This window comes from Clostridium sp. UBA7791 (genome assembly GCF_002480755.1).
Taxonomy (GTDB): domain Bacteria; phylum Bacillota; class Clostridia; order Clostridiales; family Clostridiaceae; genus Clostridium_J; species Clostridium_J sulfidigenes.
On the sequence record NZ_DLCT01000005.1, the window covers coordinates 407,325 to 422,592 of the forward strand.

Sequence of the window (15,268 nt, forward strand, 5' to 3'; positions counted from 1 at the left end):
ATCTATTTTTTATTTCAATTAGTCTTGAACTGGAGCACCAACTGGGCAAACGCTAGCACAAGCACCACATTCGATACAAGAATCAGCATCGATAACGTATAATCCATCTCCTGCACTTATGCAGCTAACTGGACATTCAGATTCGCAAGCACCACAAGAGATGCAAGTATCTACTATTTTATAAGCCATGAAAAAGACCCCCCTTTACTATTAAATCATGATTATCATACCATATTATGATATAATAATAAAGAGGATTTATATTTAAATATAATAAAAAATACAAGAAATAAATTAATTTTATAGTTAATAAATGAACTAATTAAAGTAAATGTAAAATATATTAACATTTATTTAAATTAATTTATTTTCAGTACATATAACTAGTGCTATAAAAAAACAAATGTTAAAATAACTACAATGGGAATTAAAGAAGTTTTAAGAGGTATGAAAATGAAATTAAAGGGAAAAGTGGTAGTAATTACAGGAGGAACAAGAGGTATAGGTAAGGGAATAGCCTTAGAATTTGCTAAAGAAGGAGCAATATTAGTACTAAACTATTTTAACGATGATGAAAGTGCAAGGGAGACTTTAAATCAAATTAGTTCCATGGGAAATTATTGTACTTTATTTAAAGGAGATGTAAGTAATTATAACTTTTCTAAGGAATTAATAGAATATACTCTAGAGAAATTGGGCAGAGTGGATGTATTAGTAAACAATGCAGCTATTTCTAAAATAGGACTATTTATGGATGACACTGAAGAAGATTTTGATAAAATTATGTCTGTAAATTTTAAGTCAGTATTTAATACTACAAACTCTGTAGTTAATCATATGATTTCAAGAAAAGAAGGTAGCATTATTAATATATCATCAGTTTGGGGAGGTGAAGGAGCTGCCTGCGAAGTTTTATATTCTGCATCAAAGGGAGCTATAAATTCCTTTACAAAGGCCTTAGCTAAGGAACTAGCATTAAGTAATATAAAAGTAAATGCCATAGCACCGGGTGTTATCGAAACTAAGATGAACATGTGGATGAAAGAGGAAGAAAGAGTGGAATTAACAGAGGAAATACCCATGGGGAGATTTGGAAGTGTATCAGAAGTGGGAAGAGCTGCTGTATTTTTAGCTAGTAAGGATAGTAGCTATATCACAGGGGAAATACTAAATGTAAACGGGGGCTTTTAAATTTACCTTTAAAGCAGATAATAATTTTAAAATCAGATAGTATATTAATTATTTAATTGATACATATAGAAAGGAATTAGAATTTATGAATAGTGTTGAGATGAAAACATTAATAAAAGTTATATTTGTATGTATACTGTTATTTATATTTTCTCCATTGATTTTTGGAGTTTTAGGAATTGTATTCAAAGGAATTTTATGGCTTATTTTAGGGATTGTAATTATAATAACCCTTAGTATAATGTACTTAAAATATAAGGTGAAAAAGGAAACTAACGAATTTTATTCTTCTAATGAGAATGGAAGGCCACAAGGTAGCAATAGTGCCAATGTAACTCCAGACTCAGAATCTTATATAGACTATAGCGATTCTACTATTGTAGATGTAGAAGAGTATGAAGAAAGTAATGATAAGGAAGAATAGTTAAAGAGAAAATAAGAATTACGAACAAGAAGCACCGATGTTAATTTATTTTACTATTGGTGCTTTTGTACATTAGAGGTGAATATAATGAAGAAAATATTATTAATTGAAGATGAAGAACATATAAGAAAGTTTGTAAAAATAAGCCTTAAGAGAGAGGGCTTTCAGGTAGTAGAAGCAGAAACAGGAGAACTTGGTATTGAAGAAGTTGCAAAAGAGAGCCCTGATATTGTAATACTTGATATAATGCTTCCTGGAATTGATGGATATAAAGTGTGTGAAATTTTAAAGAAAAGTTATCCACAGATGGGAATAATAATGCTTACTGCTAGAGCGCAAGATGGGGATAAAATTATGGGATTAGAGTTTGGTGCAGATCACTATATTATAAAGCCCTTCAACCCATTAGAGCTTATAGCTATTATTAAATCTTTACTTAGAAGAATGGAACTAGGAAATGGTCTTAAGAGTAGAGAAATTATATCTGGAGCTTTTAAAATAGATTTGGATAGTAAGGTACTATATAAAAGTGGAGTAGAGATAGAATTAACCCCTAAAGAATATATGCTTATAAAAATGTTTATGGAAAATCCAAACAAGGCCTTTAGCAGAGATGAACTTCTAGATATGGTGTGGGGCTATAATTACATAGGGGAAAATAAAATTATTGATGTAAATATAAGACGTATTAGAAGTAAGATAGAAGATAACTCATCTAAACCTAAATATATTGAAACTGTTTGGGGAACAGGATATAAGTGGAGGGAAGATTAAGTGAAATCCTTAAAAACTAAGATTTCTAGCAGTAATATAATTGTAATAGCTATAACCATATTCATAGTTCAAATTATGGTTTACATAGCTATCAAAGGATATTACTATAGAAATCTAGAGGATACTATATATGGCCAAATCAAGATATCATCAGATTTTTATAATACATACTTGTCCTCCAATACTGTAAAAGAGAATATATTTAATGATAATGATACATTTTGGAGTAATACGGATTGTAGAGTTCAAATAATAGACTTAGAAGGTAATGTTATGATGGATTCTTCAGGATATATTTCAAAGGACAGAATATTAACTAGAGAAGTTAAAGCAGCAGCTAGTGGTAATACTGAAGGGGAAGCTAATATATATCAAAATGAAAATAAGAATGAAAAGATTATTTGTGTAGCATATCCACTTTCTTTTGATACAGATGTAGATGGAATATTGAGATTTAGCGCCTCTACTGAAGGTATAGATAAAAGCATAAGGGAAATATTGTTTATAATAATTTTATTAGGTATACTAGTAATTTCTATTTCGTCTACTATAAGTTTATTTATTTCTAATAGTATAATGAAGCCTTTAAAACTAGTTTCTGTGGGAGCAGAAAAGATGGCTAAGGGTAACTTTAAAGAGAGTATACCAAATTACTCTAAGGATGAGATAGGAAGTTTAGCTGATACTCTAAACTATATGTCTGAGGAGATACTAAAAAATGAAAGACTAAAGAATGAATTTATATCATCTGTATCCCATGAACTTAGAACACCTCTAACTTCTATTAAGGGATGGGCCATTGTGTTAGAGTCCTCAGATTTAGAAGATAAAGAAGAAGTAAGAGAAGGTCTTAAAATTATAGAGTCAGAGGTTGAAAGATTAACTTATCTAGTAGAAGAATTATTGGACTTTTCAAAGTTAATTTCAGGTAAAATCACTTTAAGAAAAGAAGTGATAAGTATAGGTGAATTTACTCAAGATATATTAAGACAATTAGAACCTAAACTACTGTCTAGAGGAATAGAGGTCATATTTGAAGAACTACAGGTTAAACCTATAGAAGTTGATAAAAATAGAATGAAACAGGTTTTAATAAATATTTTAGATAATGCTATAAAGTTTTCACCTAATGATTCTAAAATAGTAGTTAAGCTAGTAGAAGATGAAAAATATTTAACTATATCAATTAAAGATTATGGCTATGGAATTTCTAAAGATGAACTACCTCATGTTAAAGAAAAATTTTATAAGGGAAGAAATATAAATGCAAGCAATGGTATAGGACTCTCTATATGTGAAGAAATTATAACTCAGCATAGCGGAATTTTAAAGATAGATAGTGAATTACAAAAGGGTACAGAGGTTATTATAATGTTACCTAGAGGAGATATGAGATGAAAAGATTAATAAGAATACTGATAACTTTTATGTTAGCACTTATTCTTACTGGTTGTAATAAATTTAACATAGAAGTAAAGAAACCAAATAATGATTCTATTTTAAAGGGACAATGGCAAGTTAAAAATTATGTGGGAATTACAGAAGAGGAAGTATTTAATTGTAATTTGTTAGACAGCAAAGTGAGTTTTAGTAATGAAGAAGTATTTATGTTTGATAAGGCATACAAGAACATAACTTATAAAGCTAAATTAGTAAATGGTGAACAATACATTTATAATACTATAGGCTTTATACCTGATTATTTAAAAGATACTAAGGAAGTAGAAGTTGTAACCATATCATCTAAAAATACATATTTAAAGGAAGTTATTGTTATAGATAAAGGTATATTAGTAATACAGGACGATGTTTTACTTTATCTTGAAAAAGTAGATGATAAACCCATGGAGAATATCAATGAAAAAACCGGTGTAGATGAAATAGCAGATAGTGAGAAAATTAGTAATGGAGTATTAATAGGCATTAAAGATAAAACTGATGAGGGATTTACATATAAAACTCTTTGGATATCCTATGATGGTAAAAAAATATATAGTAAAGAGGTTCCATTCCTACTTTTACCACGTAAAAATGGATTTTTCAAGGTTTCAATTCATAGAGAATATATTGAAAACAATTATAAGGATAATATAGAATTTGTATTTTTAAGTGGCAATCCATCTGAAAAGCAAGCTGATCTAAAAGTAAGTAAAGAACCAAATATAAATGTATCTAAAGAGATAAATTTTATAGGAAATGATTATATAAGTATTAAAATTCATGAACAAGGAGAAGATCATAGGGCGGAAAAGGTAGGGACATATTTAATTGATACTATGAATATGGAAGGTAAAGGAGCAGTTTCCTTAGGAAATATTAGTGAACAGAAAAATATAACTAAGTTTAATAATGAAGCACAAGGACTTCATATAGAAGATATAAATAAGTTTACAGATGTTTCTATCAAAAGAAATCAAGGAAGATGGCAGATTTATACTGTTCATAGTAAAAAGGATGAAAGTATTGAAAATAATATAAATATTCCTTTAAAAGTATCTAAGAATGTAGCTAGGTATGATAGGCTATTTACATCATGGCAAGGAATTAAAAATCAGGTTCCATCAGCGGAGGATGCATTATCGTCCCCTAATAAAAATATGACTATAATAAAGACAAAATCAAGTTTATATGGATATAAAATAGAAGATGGAAAAATCAGTGAATCACCAGAGTTAACTATTTCTTTAAATGGTGATGAGGAGATAGTTATGGCAGAATGGGCCATGGCAGAATTTGTAGGATATTGGACAGAACAAGTAAATTCATTACTTAGGTCAAGTAAATAGTGTAGTATATAAACCAAGGAAAAGCCAGGCAATAATTTGCCTGGCTTTTTAGTTATCATGTATAATTTTAGCTACATCCAGTGGTTGTTCCACAATCTTGACAAACCTTACATGTACCATTTCTCACTAAGTTTGTACTTGAACAGTTTGAACAAACCTCGGAGTAAATACGCTCACCTTTTATTTCTGATTTCCCATGGTCAATAGAAGTAGTAGATACTTCATTATGATGAATTATTGGTTTTACCATATCCTTAGGGTTAGGTTTAATTTGGCAACGAGAATAGTCACCAAGCTCAATATCTATAACTTTACTGATTAAGTCAGAGATGGAGCTAACATGCTTAATGTAAGGATGTTTTTGCACAAAGCCATAAGGTTCATATTTTTGGCCTCTAAGCATTTTAGCAATATCTGCTGCAGGAACGTGATATTGTAGCATTACAGAAATAGATTTAGAAAGAGAATTTAAGAGTCCAGTTATTATAGTTCCTTCTCTATCTGTAGTTATATAAATTTCAGAAATTTCCCCATTTGTTCTTCTATTAACTGTAGTGTATATTTTAACATCATCTATTTGAGCAGGATGAGTAGTTCCAAATCTAATACCAATTGGTTTTTCACGAGTAAATACAGTAGATGAAGTAGTTTGATTTTGTAGTTCTTTAGCTTTAGATAAAAGCTCTTCATAAGTTAGCTTTTCTAAATCTGCATCATTTTCTTCTTCTAAAACTGTATTTAAAGGTTGACTAGCTTTGCATCCATCTCTATAAAGAGATATTCCTTTTACCCCAAGGTTCCAAGAATCAAGGACAACCTTTTTAAAGTCATCTACAGTAGCTGTTTTAGGTAGGTTTACCGTCTTAGAAACTGAACCAGATATAAGAGGTGTGATGGCAGCCATCATTAGAACGTGTCCCATAGGCTTAATATATCTCTCACCACTTCCACATTTGTTTGCTGTATCAAAAATGTGAATATGTTCTTCTTTAAGATGAGGAGCTCCTTCAATTTTACCATCTATAATTTTTTCATACTCATATCCATTTTCATTAACCATTTCTTTTCTAAGAATATAATCTACTATGTCTTTAATTTCATCTTGTGAGTATCCAAGGTTATCAAGGGCATCTTCTATAATTGGATTTACTATAGTCATAAATCCACCACCGGATAATTTTTTATAAACAAAGTGGGAGAAGTATGGTTCAATAGAAGTAGCACCACAATCCATAGCAAATGAAATTGTTCCAGTTGGAGCTATTACAGATACTTGAGCATTTCTATATCCAAATTTCTCACCATACTCTACAGCTTCTTGCCAAAGAGTTTTTAAAAGTTCAGATAGCTCAGTATTACCTTCTGCCTTAAGAATTTCATGATTAACTTCCACAGGGCTATAGTGAAGGTCTTCGTATTCACTATCTAGCGCTCCTGCAACCCTTCCATGATTTCTTATTACTCTAAGCATTGCATCTTTATTAATGTCATATTTTTCGAATGGTCCTACTTTTTCAGCCATAAGGGCAGAAGTAACGTAAGAAGCTCCAGTAAGCACTCCAATTAGAGAAGCAGTTAATTGTCTAGCTTCTTCTGAATCGTAAGCATAACCCATTACCATAAGAAGAGAAGCTAGGTTTGCAATTCCAAGACCTGTTGTTCTAAACATATATGTTTTTCTTGCAATATCTTCTGTTGGGAATTGACCCCAGTGAACAGAAGATTCAAGCATAAGTTGTAGCAAAGATACCATATGAACATATCCATCTAAATCAAATACTTTACTATCCTTGTTATAGAACTTATATATATTAATTGAAGCTAAGTTACAAGATGTATCATCTAAGAAAGCATATTCACCACATGGGTTAGTAGAATTTAATCTATTATGCTTTGCACCAAGGTCTCCATCTTCACCACCGGGACATGTATGCCAAGCGTTGAAGGTATCATCAAATTGAGGTGCTGGGTCAGCACATTGCCATGAAGCTAAGTTGAATTCGTCCCATAGCTCACTAACTTTAACATCCTTATTAATTTTTTCATCTATTCTTCCCTTTAAAGTTATTACTTCATCTGGATTTTCAGATAGATTTTCAACTTTTTTCATGAATTCATCGCTGAATCTTATAGAGTTATTACCGTTTTGACCGGATACAGTTTCATAAGCTTCGCCTTCAAAGGAAGCATCATAGCCCATTTTACCTAAAGCACGAACCTTATCTTCTTCTCTAGCCTTCCAATTTATAAATTCTCTAATTTCTGGGTGATCTATATCAAGGCAAACCATTTTAGCTGCACGTCTTGTAGTACCACCAGATTTTATAGTTCCAGCATTTCTATCAAAGCCCTTTAAAAAGCTCATAACACCTGAAGAAATTCCACCAGCAGAAAGCTTTTCGTCTTTAGCTCTAAGAGTTGAATAGTTAGTTCCACATCCAGAACCACCCTTAAATAGTTTAGTTTCTGTTACATATTGCTCAGAAATTGAATGAGGTCCTAAAAGTTTATCTTGTATAGATAAAATAAAGCAAGCAGAAGCTTGAGTTCTAGTATAGTTATCTACGCTTTTAACAACTTTTTTTAAGTTCTCATCATAATAAAAATGACCTTGATGCTCACCAGCTATATCATAAGAAAGCTTTAATCCAGTATTAAACCATTGGGGTGAATTTGGTGCATACATTTGATTTAAGAAGCAATAAACTAATTCATCATAAAGTATTGTAAACTCCTCATCATTAGTTATTAAACCTTCATCCTTTAGAGATGCACACCAAAAATTAACTAATCTATGTGCCACCATTTTAAGACTATTTTCATAGCCTACTTCATTAGGTACTAAAGCTCTTTTGAAATATTTAGAAGCAATTATATCACAAGCATTTTGTGAATAGTGAATTGGAAATTCTAAGTCCTTCATATCTACGAGAATGGTACCTTTTTTATAGTCTTTTAAAATTACGTCAACTTTTTTCCACTGGAATAAATCGTATACTGTCAAATCTTTATTAGTTTCTAACTCTTTTGTGTAGTATCTTTTTATTATATTGTTAATACTCTTCATTATAAAAGCTAATCACACTGTTATGATTAGCAAGTCACCCCCTAAATACTTCATATACTATATATTGTGTCCGAAATGTGCTTTTGCACTATATGTTGTATTATATTATATAATTTTTTTTCTTACAACTATTGAAATTTCCATTAAACTGTGCTTGTTCACACCTGAAAATAGCCTTAAATTAAGTAGATTTCAGTACCCTAACCACTTCAACTGATTAACTAATAAAATTTTATGACAAAGTTATAAAAATTATTACAAACTAATATAATTTCATAATACATATGGGAAAATAAATACATAATTCAGTAATTAGGTGATGAATAATAGGAAAAAATAAATTATTACACAATAGACTTTTAAATTATGGTATCATTACCTTATATAAAAGATAATAATTATTGTTGTGTTCATATAGTTTTAAGAAATTAAAATGGTTGAATGAAAATTATGGAAATTTCAAGTATAAAGGATGGATGGAAAATGATAAAAGCAATTAAAGGGAATACACCAATTATAGATGATACATGTTTTATAGCAGAAAATGCAACGGTAATAGGGGATGTAACTATAGGAGAAAATACTAATGTATGGTATAGCGTGGTAATTAGAAGTGATATGGATACCACCAGTATAGGAAAAAATACTAACATTCAAGAAAATTCTACAGTACATAATGATTTTGGAATATCAACTAGGATAGGAGATAATGTTACCATAGGTCATAACTGCATAATTCATGGGTGTAATGTAGGAAATAATGTGTTAGTAGGAATGGGATCAATAATACTAAATGGTGCTGAAATAGGAGATAATACAATTATAGGAGCAGGAAGCCTTGTAACTCAAAATAAAATAATCCCAAGTGGAGTATTATGTATAGGAAGCCCTGCTAAGGTGGTAAGGGAGTTAACAGAAGAAGAAATTAAATCTATAAAGTCTTCAGCTGAGAATTATGTTAATATGGGAAGAGAGCATAAAGAAATTCAAGAGTAAAATAATGCTATTGAGACAATATAAGTTAGTCTTATAATAAGCAATTTGAATTTTATGTAGTTTTAGATAATAAAATTATGCTAGGAGAGATAATTTTGATAAAGTTAGATGTAATAAAAAAAATGACTACAGAAGAAAAATATAAATACATGTTAATCCTCTTAGAAGGCCAGTTAAGTTCGGAAAAAGACATATATGCAAATATTTCCAATGCATCTGCCATTATATATGCTATTTTTGATAAATTAAATTGGAGTGGATTTTACTTTGTAAAAAATGAAGAGCTAGTTTTAGGACCATTTCAAGGTTTACCAGCTTGTAATAGAATAGCTATAGGAAAAGGAGTATGTGGAACAGCAGTAGCAACTAAGAAAATTCAAAGAATAGATAATGTTCATGATTTTCCAGGACACATTGCCTGTGATTCGGCATCAAATTCTGAAATAGTAATTCCAATAATAAAAGATGATGTGGTTTATGGAGTACTAGATATAGATAGTTATGAATTTAACACATTTACAGAATTAGAAGAGAAATATTTAATAAAATTTGTAGATAAGCTTAATAAATATATTGATTGGAGTCAATTATAAATATAAGCAAAGTTTTAAAAGTGGATAGGAGAAAATAAATGATAGAATTAGGAAAAATTAATACTCTTAAAGTATCAAGAAGTTGTGAATTTGGATATTATTTAGATGCAGAGGGAAAGACAACTTCTGAAGACATACTAATACCAAAGGGAAATATAGTGGGTGAAATAGGCGTAGAGGATGAAGTAGATGTATTTGTATACCGAGACTCTAAGGACAGACCTATAGCTACTATGAAGCCAGTAGAAGCTCAAGTAGGAGAGTTAGCTTACTTAAAAGTAGTAGATAAGACTGGAATAGGATACTTTATTAGCATAGGTATAGAAAGGGATGTATTAGTTCCATTTAGGGAAGCACCCGCTGAATTAGAAGTAGACAAAAAATATTTATTTTATCTATATGTAGATAAAACTAACAGAATAGCTGCAACAACTAGAGTAGATAGATACTTACATGATACTACTCATTATAATGTTGGAGAAGAGGTAGAAGGCGTAGTTTATGGAAAACATTCTAATGGAAATTTAGTTGTAGCTATAGACAATACATTCAGAGGAATTATATTAAAAAGTGAATGTTATGACGACATTTCCATTGGTGATAAAATAAAGGCTAGAGTAAAGAAATACTTTGATGATGGTAAAATTCAAATCACCACAAGAAAACCTCGTCTTGAGGAAATGGGAGAATTAGAGGAGGTTATTCTTAGCTACTTAAAGAAGAACCAAGGTTCAATGAGATTTAATGATAAGTCTAATCCAGATGATATAAAAAAATATTTTAAGGCTAGCAAGAATGCCTTTAAGAGATCTTTAGGGGCACTGATGAAAAAAGGACTTATAGAGCAAGATGAAAATGGTACTAGGTTAAAATAAAATATGAATAAAGTTAAAAGCTATCTCAGAATTATTTTGAGGTAGCTTTTTAAGTAATATTATATTTATTGAATAACAATAAATATTTATTGACGTAAAAAGCCACTTGTGATAAGCTTTGGTTAGAGGTGATAAATTTGAAAAATATGTTATTTAGAAAGATACTATATATTGTATCAGTTTTATCCGTAGTTATAACTATAATAGCTGGAGCAACATTACCTAATATAGTAAATTGGTATCTTGGTAATATATCTACTGCTGGGTTAGATATAGGCGGAGGAATAAAAATATTCTTATATATAACTTATATACCATTTTTATTAATACTTATTTCAGTAATGAAATTAAGTGGAAAGCTATTAAAAGGAAGTCCTTTTTGTAAAGAGAGTATAAAGTCGCTAAAGGTGATAAGTATATGCTCATTCATAGCTTTTGTTACTTATTTAGCAGGAACAATATTCTTATATAAAAATTTAATTTGTATAGTTATAACTTTTGCTACCATGATGGTATTTATCATTTCTTCAGTAGTAAGAGAGCTTATAAATAATGGAATTGAACTACAAGAAGAAAATGATCTTACTATATAAGGAAGGTGGATTAATTGATAATTGTTAACGTAGATGTAATGATGGCTAAGAGAAAGATGAGCGCTACTGAACTTTCAGAAAAAGTTGGCATAACCATGGCTAACTTATCTATTTTAAAAAATAATAAGGCAAAGGCAATAAGATTTACTACTTTAGAAGCTATATGTAAGGCCTTGGATTGTCAACCTGGTGATATATTGGAATATAAGGAGGAGTAATGAAGAAGAAAGTTTTAGCTACAATATTAGGGATTGTAGTTACGATAATTTTACTATTAACTTATATTAAAGTAAGACCTATAATACTTCCAACCTACACAGAATGCCTAGAAGCCAATTGGAACATAAAAATTACCTAAACCAGATAAACTAACTCTCATAGGAAGTACTAGAGGGGGTTTTGGCGGTGATGGAGATGAAATTAATGAAGTAATTTACCATGATGAAGAAGACTTAGAGAAATTAAATAATTCTTTTCAGTGGTTTAACTATGAGGAGATACCTTTTAGAATATCCTATGATGGTGTTATGCTATTGGAAGATAGAGATAAAATAAATCATAAGGAAATTAGTATATCTGATGGTAATCCTGAAAAGTAATAGAAAAACTAAGCAAAGAAGCTAAATATTTTTATATGGATAAAAATAATAAAAGTGATTTTATTGTATTTATTTTAGATGGTAATACTTTAGAAATATACGAATCTTACAGGTGATTTAAGACTAAATAAAAGGATTGGAACTTCCAATCCTTTTATTGTATTAAGTTTTAATTTATAGTTTACTTACTCTAAAAATAGTGTCTAACTTATTATATCCAATAGCATCAGGCAAAAGGTTAGAAAGTTTTGAGTATATCTCCATAGTTATATTAGGATCAACATCTTTAAAGTTTTCTATCATTTCAGAATAGAGAGTTCTAAGTTCTTCAATATCATTTAGTTCCCTATATATTTGTTCTAAAAGACTATAACCTAGTAGTGAATTTTCACTATCAGAATATTTTTTAGCCAACTTTAATCCAGCTTCTATTTTAGAAATAGCGTTCTTATAGGAACCTTCTTTAATATAGAATTTAGCTATGTCCATTAATGTACTAGCAAGATTAGGTTTATCATGTGATGTTCTAAAGTGAACAGCTTTATTAAAATACTTTAGGGCAACATCATTATTATTTTCATATAGATAAGCTAAAGCTATATTATTATATAAATGTCCTTGGTAGATTCCTAATTTATCACTAAAATTATAAAGAAGTTTTTTATATAGAGTTATAGCTTGCAAAGTAGAATTTTTTCTAAGATAACAGTTAGCTTTTAAAATTGTTCCTTGAATATACATGGTTAGCTCAGTATTAATATCAATAGTATCTAATAATTTATCTATATAAAAAATAGAATTATCAAAATCATCTAACTTTTTATAGGTTAAAGCTATATTATAGGTACAATTATAATAATTATTTTTATCCTTATTTTCTAAGGTAAAAGAATGGCATGTACATAGATATGCTAAGGCTTCTTCATAACAAAGGGTTTTGATTTTACACTTAGCTAATTTATTATATATAAATATCATATCATCATCTTTTGTAGGAATAGCATTATATAATTCCAAGGTTTTAGCATAGAATACAAAAGCTTCATTAAATAGACTTTTATCATATAGAAGATTTCCTTTTTTAACATATAGAGAAGGAAGTATATCTATTAACTTATTAAGTTCTCCAATATGAATTATCTCATCAAGTTCATCATCAGTTAAGTTTAACATAAGTTTATCAGTGCAATAAGTTCTAGCTTTAGTTTCTTCACTTAATATCAAATCATTCATCCCCTTATTCAAGTAAAAGAAAAATCCTTTTACTTATATTTAAGCAAATTAAATTATATTCATATATATTAGTCTATAGTAACTTAACAATTAGTGCAACATTTGGATAATATAAATGAAATGAAATTATTTAGACTGAAATTCTATGTATATCATAAAAACATGCGAAAATTTTATATATAAATAAAAAAATACAATATAATTAACTATATAGAAAGTTGTTGTAACTACAAATCCTATGTTGTCATCATTATGTCATTTTTTGAACATGAAAGTTCTAGAAATTTATAATAATTTATATATTTGTAAAAGGATACATATTTAAAATAAAAAAGTGATTCAATATTTTGAATCACTTTTTAAAAGATTTTTTTAAATTTTTAGCTTCGTATAGAATTTCTTTAGACTTATCATATTTTTCCATTTCAATATAGAGTAAAGATAGTTTAATATATATATTTAAAATTTTAGCTAAATCTGCATCTTTAAAAATTTTTATTAATATAAGATATATTTCTTCAAGTTTATTATTATCATTTAATTTTATATAAATATCTTCCAATATAGAGTAGCCTCTTATTAAAAACTCTGCATCAGAATATTTATCACATAAAGCTATACCTTCATACAATAGTTCTATAGCCTTATCATATGAATTTTCTTTTACATATGCAGAAGACATATCTATAATACTCCGATTTATATGTTCAATATCATGTACTTTTCTAAAGCTAATTGATCTATTAAAATAGTCAATAGATTTATCTATTTCATTTAATTCACAATAAATCAACCCTATGTTATTGTAAATCATTCCTAAATGAACTCCGATATTTTCACTAAAGTTATTTAGAATATCAAAATATATAGTTAATGCAATAGAGTAATCTTTTTTATTAAGATAACAATTACATTTCAAGATAATAGTAGATATATATAAATCAAAATTGTGGTTAGCATTACATAAATTTAGCAACTCATCTATATATATAAGAGCATTATCATATTCACCCGATTTTTTATATGCAAGGGCTATATTATATAAACAATTTTTAAGATTAGCATCGTCATTAAACTCTTTACAATAGGAATAGGCTTTAAATAAATATGTGAGAGCTTCTTCATAGGAGAAAGTCATAATCTTACATTTAGAAAGCTTAATATATGCAAAAGATTTATTACTGTTATCTTTATTATCATTATGAATTTCTAGTATTTTATAGTAATATACAAAGGCAGTATTATATGATTTTTCTTCATATAGTAAATTTCCCTTTAATAAGTAAGATTTTAAAAGTATATCTTCTAATTTATATTTTTCACCTATTTTTATAACTTCATCTAAATTTTTGTGACTTAAGACAGAATCTAATTTCATATTACAATAGTTTCGTGCGTCTTCTTTTTCAGGAAGAAGTAGATAATTTACATCTAAATTTACATTAGTTTCAAGCTCATCAGCTTTTTTTTGCATAAATTTAAGATAGTTTGCTAAGGTTACTCCGGTAAGATTTCTTTTATCACTTTCAACCATACTAATATAATTTCTAGAAACACCGATTTCTTCTAGTTCTACTTGCTTGATATTTAGTTGTTGTCTAAGAGCTTTTAATCTTTTTCCAGGACTTAAGAAATCCAAATCTTTCACCTCCTTAGTTAAATAAATGTAGTTAAATATATTTTGTAGTTAATTATATTTTATAGGTAATTATATGTAAAGACAATGCATAATTAGTTCCAGTATATGTATTAAATTTACTATTTCACTTATTGTACCATTAGTATTTTTAGCTATATCTATAATAAAATTTTATTATAGATATAGCTAAAATTTAATCAGTTAGTAATTATAAATTTTTGATAATTATAGAATTTTTGCCAATTGGACCAGGATCAGATTCATTTAAAATTGAAATTCCGATAAAAGCAGTTAAAGTTAGTGCACATAAAAATACTATACCTTTAGTAAGTTTAGTTTTCATAAAATTCACTCCTTTAATATTAATATTTATATTAAGCTTTACAATTATGAACAAGATAAAATTGAGAATTATTTTAATGCACAATGTATCTTAAAAAAGTATTCAATTAACAGTTCTTTTGATAAAATATTATTTATATGTCGATATAAGATGAT

16 protein-coding genes are annotated in these 15,268 nt (G+C 28.5%); 11 read left to right on the top strand and 5 right to left on the bottom strand.

The features are described 5' to 3' along the window. Window positions 1–18: 18 nt before the first annotated feature. A complete protein-coding gene (locus B3Z56_RS07400) occupies window positions 19–189 on the bottom strand; it encodes a DUF362 domain-containing protein (protein WP_035133140.1) in 171 nt (56 codons plus the stop codon). A 264-nt stretch (window positions 190–453) separates the two neighbouring features. On the opposite strand from B3Z56_RS07400, the gene ymfI reads away from it, so the two are divergent. The 5 genes from ymfI to B3Z56_RS07425 all read left to right on the top strand — a co-directional run bounded on the left by ymfI (window position 454) and on the right by B3Z56_RS07425 (window position 5,175). Continuing rightward, window positions 454–1,191 (top strand): elongation factor P 5-aminopentanone reductase, encoded by a 738-nt coding sequence (ymfI, locus tag B3Z56_RS07405; RefSeq protein WP_346848543.1) that lies wholly within the window; start codon window positions 454–456, stop codon window positions 1,189–1,191. Window positions 1,192–1,276: 85 nt separating this feature from the next. Beyond that, window positions 1,277–1,615 carry a hypothetical protein gene (locus tag B3Z56_RS07410; protein WP_346848544.1) on the top strand — a complete coding sequence of 113 codons (339 nt, stop codon included), beginning with the start codon at window positions 1,277–1,279 and terminating at the stop codon, window positions 1,613–1,615. Window positions 1,616–1,702: 87 nt separating this feature from the next. Further along, the gene (locus B3Z56_RS07415) at window positions 1,703–2,389 is read left to right on the top strand and encodes a response regulator transcription factor (protein ID WP_035133134.1); all 687 of its coding nucleotides are present in this window, start codon (window positions 1,703–1,705) and stop codon (window positions 2,387–2,389) included. Continuing rightward, window positions 2,390–3,787 carry a HAMP domain-containing sensor histidine kinase gene (locus tag B3Z56_RS07420; protein ID WP_346848545.1) on the top strand — a complete coding sequence of 466 codons (1,398 nt, stop codon included), beginning with the start codon at window positions 2,390–2,392 and terminating at the stop codon, window positions 3,785–3,787. After that, complete coding sequence (locus B3Z56_RS07425) at window positions 3,784–5,175, top strand: hypothetical protein (RefSeq protein ID WP_346878533.1); 1,392 nt, start codon at window positions 3,784–3,786, stop codon at window positions 5,173–5,175. The genes B3Z56_RS07420 and B3Z56_RS07425 overlap by 4 nt, the downstream gene beginning before the upstream one ends. Before the next feature lie 67 nt (window positions 5,176–5,242). Here B3Z56_RS07425 and B3Z56_RS07430 read toward each other — a convergent pair whose 3' ends face one another. Beyond that, on the bottom strand, window positions 5,243–8,242 hold the full coding sequence (locus B3Z56_RS07430; protein WP_346848547.1) for a vitamin B12-dependent ribonucleotide reductase: 3,000 nt from the start codon (window positions 8,240–8,242) through the stop codon (window positions 5,243–5,245). A 483-nt stretch (window positions 8,243–8,725) separates the two neighbouring features. Here B3Z56_RS07430 and B3Z56_RS07435 point away from each other — a divergent pair, with 483 nt between their 5' ends. The 6 genes from B3Z56_RS07435 to B3Z56_RS07460 all read left to right on the top strand — a co-directional run bounded on the left by B3Z56_RS07435 (window position 8,726) and on the right by B3Z56_RS07460 (window position 11,657). Continuing rightward, window positions 8,726–9,238 carry a gamma carbonic anhydrase family protein gene (locus B3Z56_RS07435; RefSeq protein ID WP_346848698.1) on the top strand — a complete coding sequence of 171 codons (513 nt, stop codon included), beginning with the start codon at window positions 8,726–8,728 and terminating at the stop codon, window positions 9,236–9,238. A 95-nt stretch (window positions 9,239–9,333) separates the two neighbouring features. Then, window positions 9,334–9,831: a GAF domain-containing protein gene (locus tag B3Z56_RS07440; protein ID WP_346848548.1), complete on the top strand. Its 498-nt coding sequence runs from the start codon at window positions 9,334–9,336 to the stop codon at window positions 9,829–9,831. Between the two features lie 38 nt (window positions 9,832–9,869). After that, complete coding sequence (locus B3Z56_RS07445; RefSeq protein ID WP_346848549.1) at window positions 9,870–10,706, top strand: CvfB family protein; 837 nt, start codon at window positions 9,870–9,872, stop codon at window positions 10,704–10,706. 146 nt (window positions 10,707–10,852) lie between these two features. Next, complete coding sequence (locus B3Z56_RS07450) at window positions 10,853–11,299, top strand: DUF2975 domain-containing protein (protein ID WP_346848699.1); 447 nt, start codon at window positions 10,853–10,855, stop codon at window positions 11,297–11,299. Window positions 11,300–11,337: 38 nt separating this feature from the next. Then, window positions 11,338–11,517 carry a helix-turn-helix domain-containing protein gene (locus B3Z56_RS07455; protein ID WP_035133168.1) on the top strand — a complete coding sequence of 60 codons (180 nt, stop codon included), beginning with the start codon at window positions 11,338–11,340 and terminating at the stop codon, window positions 11,515–11,517. Continuing rightward, window positions 11,517–11,657 carry a hypothetical protein gene (locus B3Z56_RS07460; protein WP_346878534.1) on the top strand — a complete coding sequence of 47 codons (141 nt, stop codon included), beginning with the start codon at window positions 11,517–11,519 and terminating at the stop codon, window positions 11,655–11,657. Before B3Z56_RS07455 ends, B3Z56_RS07460 begins: the two co-directional genes overlap by 1 nt. Window positions 11,658–12,072: 415 nt before the next feature. On the opposite strand, the gene B3Z56_RS07465 is transcribed toward B3Z56_RS07460, so the two are convergent. The 3 genes from B3Z56_RS07465 to B3Z56_RS07475 all read right to left on the bottom strand — a co-directional run bounded on the left by B3Z56_RS07465 (window position 12,073) and on the right by B3Z56_RS07475 (window position 15,113). Continuing rightward, window positions 12,073–13,122, bottom strand: a complete 1,050-nt coding sequence (locus B3Z56_RS07465; RefSeq protein ID WP_346878535.1) for a hypothetical protein — start codon at window positions 13,120–13,122, stop codon at window positions 12,073–12,075. A gap of 361 nt (window positions 13,123–13,483) precedes the next feature. After that, complete coding sequence (locus tag B3Z56_RS07470) at window positions 13,484–14,770, bottom strand: helix-turn-helix domain-containing protein (RefSeq protein ID WP_346848552.1); 1,287 nt, start codon at window positions 14,768–14,770, stop codon at window positions 13,484–13,486. A gap of 208 nt (window positions 14,771–14,978) precedes the next feature. Next, window positions 14,979–15,113 carry a hypothetical protein gene (locus tag B3Z56_RS07475; RefSeq protein ID WP_346848553.1) on the bottom strand — a complete coding sequence of 45 codons (135 nt, stop codon included), beginning with the start codon at window positions 15,111–15,113 and terminating at the stop codon, window positions 14,979–14,981. Between the last annotated feature and the right edge of the window lie 155 nt (window positions 15,114–15,268).

Bases quoted from the DNA above. Each gene is read 5' to 3' on its own strand.
- B3Z56_RS07400 (WP_035133140.1), bottom strand. From the start codon at position 189: ATGGCTTATAAAATAGTAGATACTTGCATCTCTTGTGGTGCTTGCGAA.
- ymfI (WP_346848543.1), top strand. From the start codon at position 454: ATGAAATTAAAGGGAAAAGTGGTAGTAATTACAGGAGGAACAAGAGGT.
- B3Z56_RS07410 (WP_346848544.1), top strand. From the start codon at position 1,277: ATGAATAGTGTTGAGATGAAAACATTAATAAAAGTTATATTTGTATGT.
- B3Z56_RS07415 (WP_035133134.1), top strand. From the start codon at position 1,703: ATGAAGAAAATATTATTAATTGAAGATGAAGAACATATAAGAAAGTTT.
- B3Z56_RS07425 (WP_346878533.1), top strand. From the start codon at position 3,784: ATGAAAAGATTAATAAGAATACTGATAACTTTTATGTTAGCACTTATT.
- B3Z56_RS07430 (WP_346848547.1), bottom strand. From the start codon at position 8,242: ATGAAGAGTATTAACAATATAATAAAAAGATACTACACAAAAGAGTTA.
- B3Z56_RS07435 (WP_346848698.1), top strand. From the start codon at position 8,726: ATGATAAAAGCAATTAAAGGGAATACACCAATTATAGATGATACATGT.
- B3Z56_RS07445 (WP_346848549.1), top strand. From the start codon at position 9,870: ATGATAGAATTAGGAAAAATTAATACTCTTAAAGTATCAAGAAGTTGT.
- B3Z56_RS07450 (WP_346848699.1), top strand. From the start codon at position 10,853: ATGTTATTTAGAAAGATACTATATATTGTATCAGTTTTATCCGTAGTT.
- B3Z56_RS07455 (WP_035133168.1), top strand. From the start codon at position 11,338: ATGATGGCTAAGAGAAAGATGAGCGCTACTGAACTTTCAGAAAAAGTT.
- B3Z56_RS07460 (WP_346878534.1), top strand. From the start codon at position 11,517: ATGAAGAAGAAAGTTTTAGCTACAATATTAGGGATTGTAGTTACGATA.
- B3Z56_RS07475 (WP_346848553.1), bottom strand. From the start codon at position 15,113: ATGAAAACTAAACTTACTAAAGGTATAGTATTTTTATGTGCACTAACT.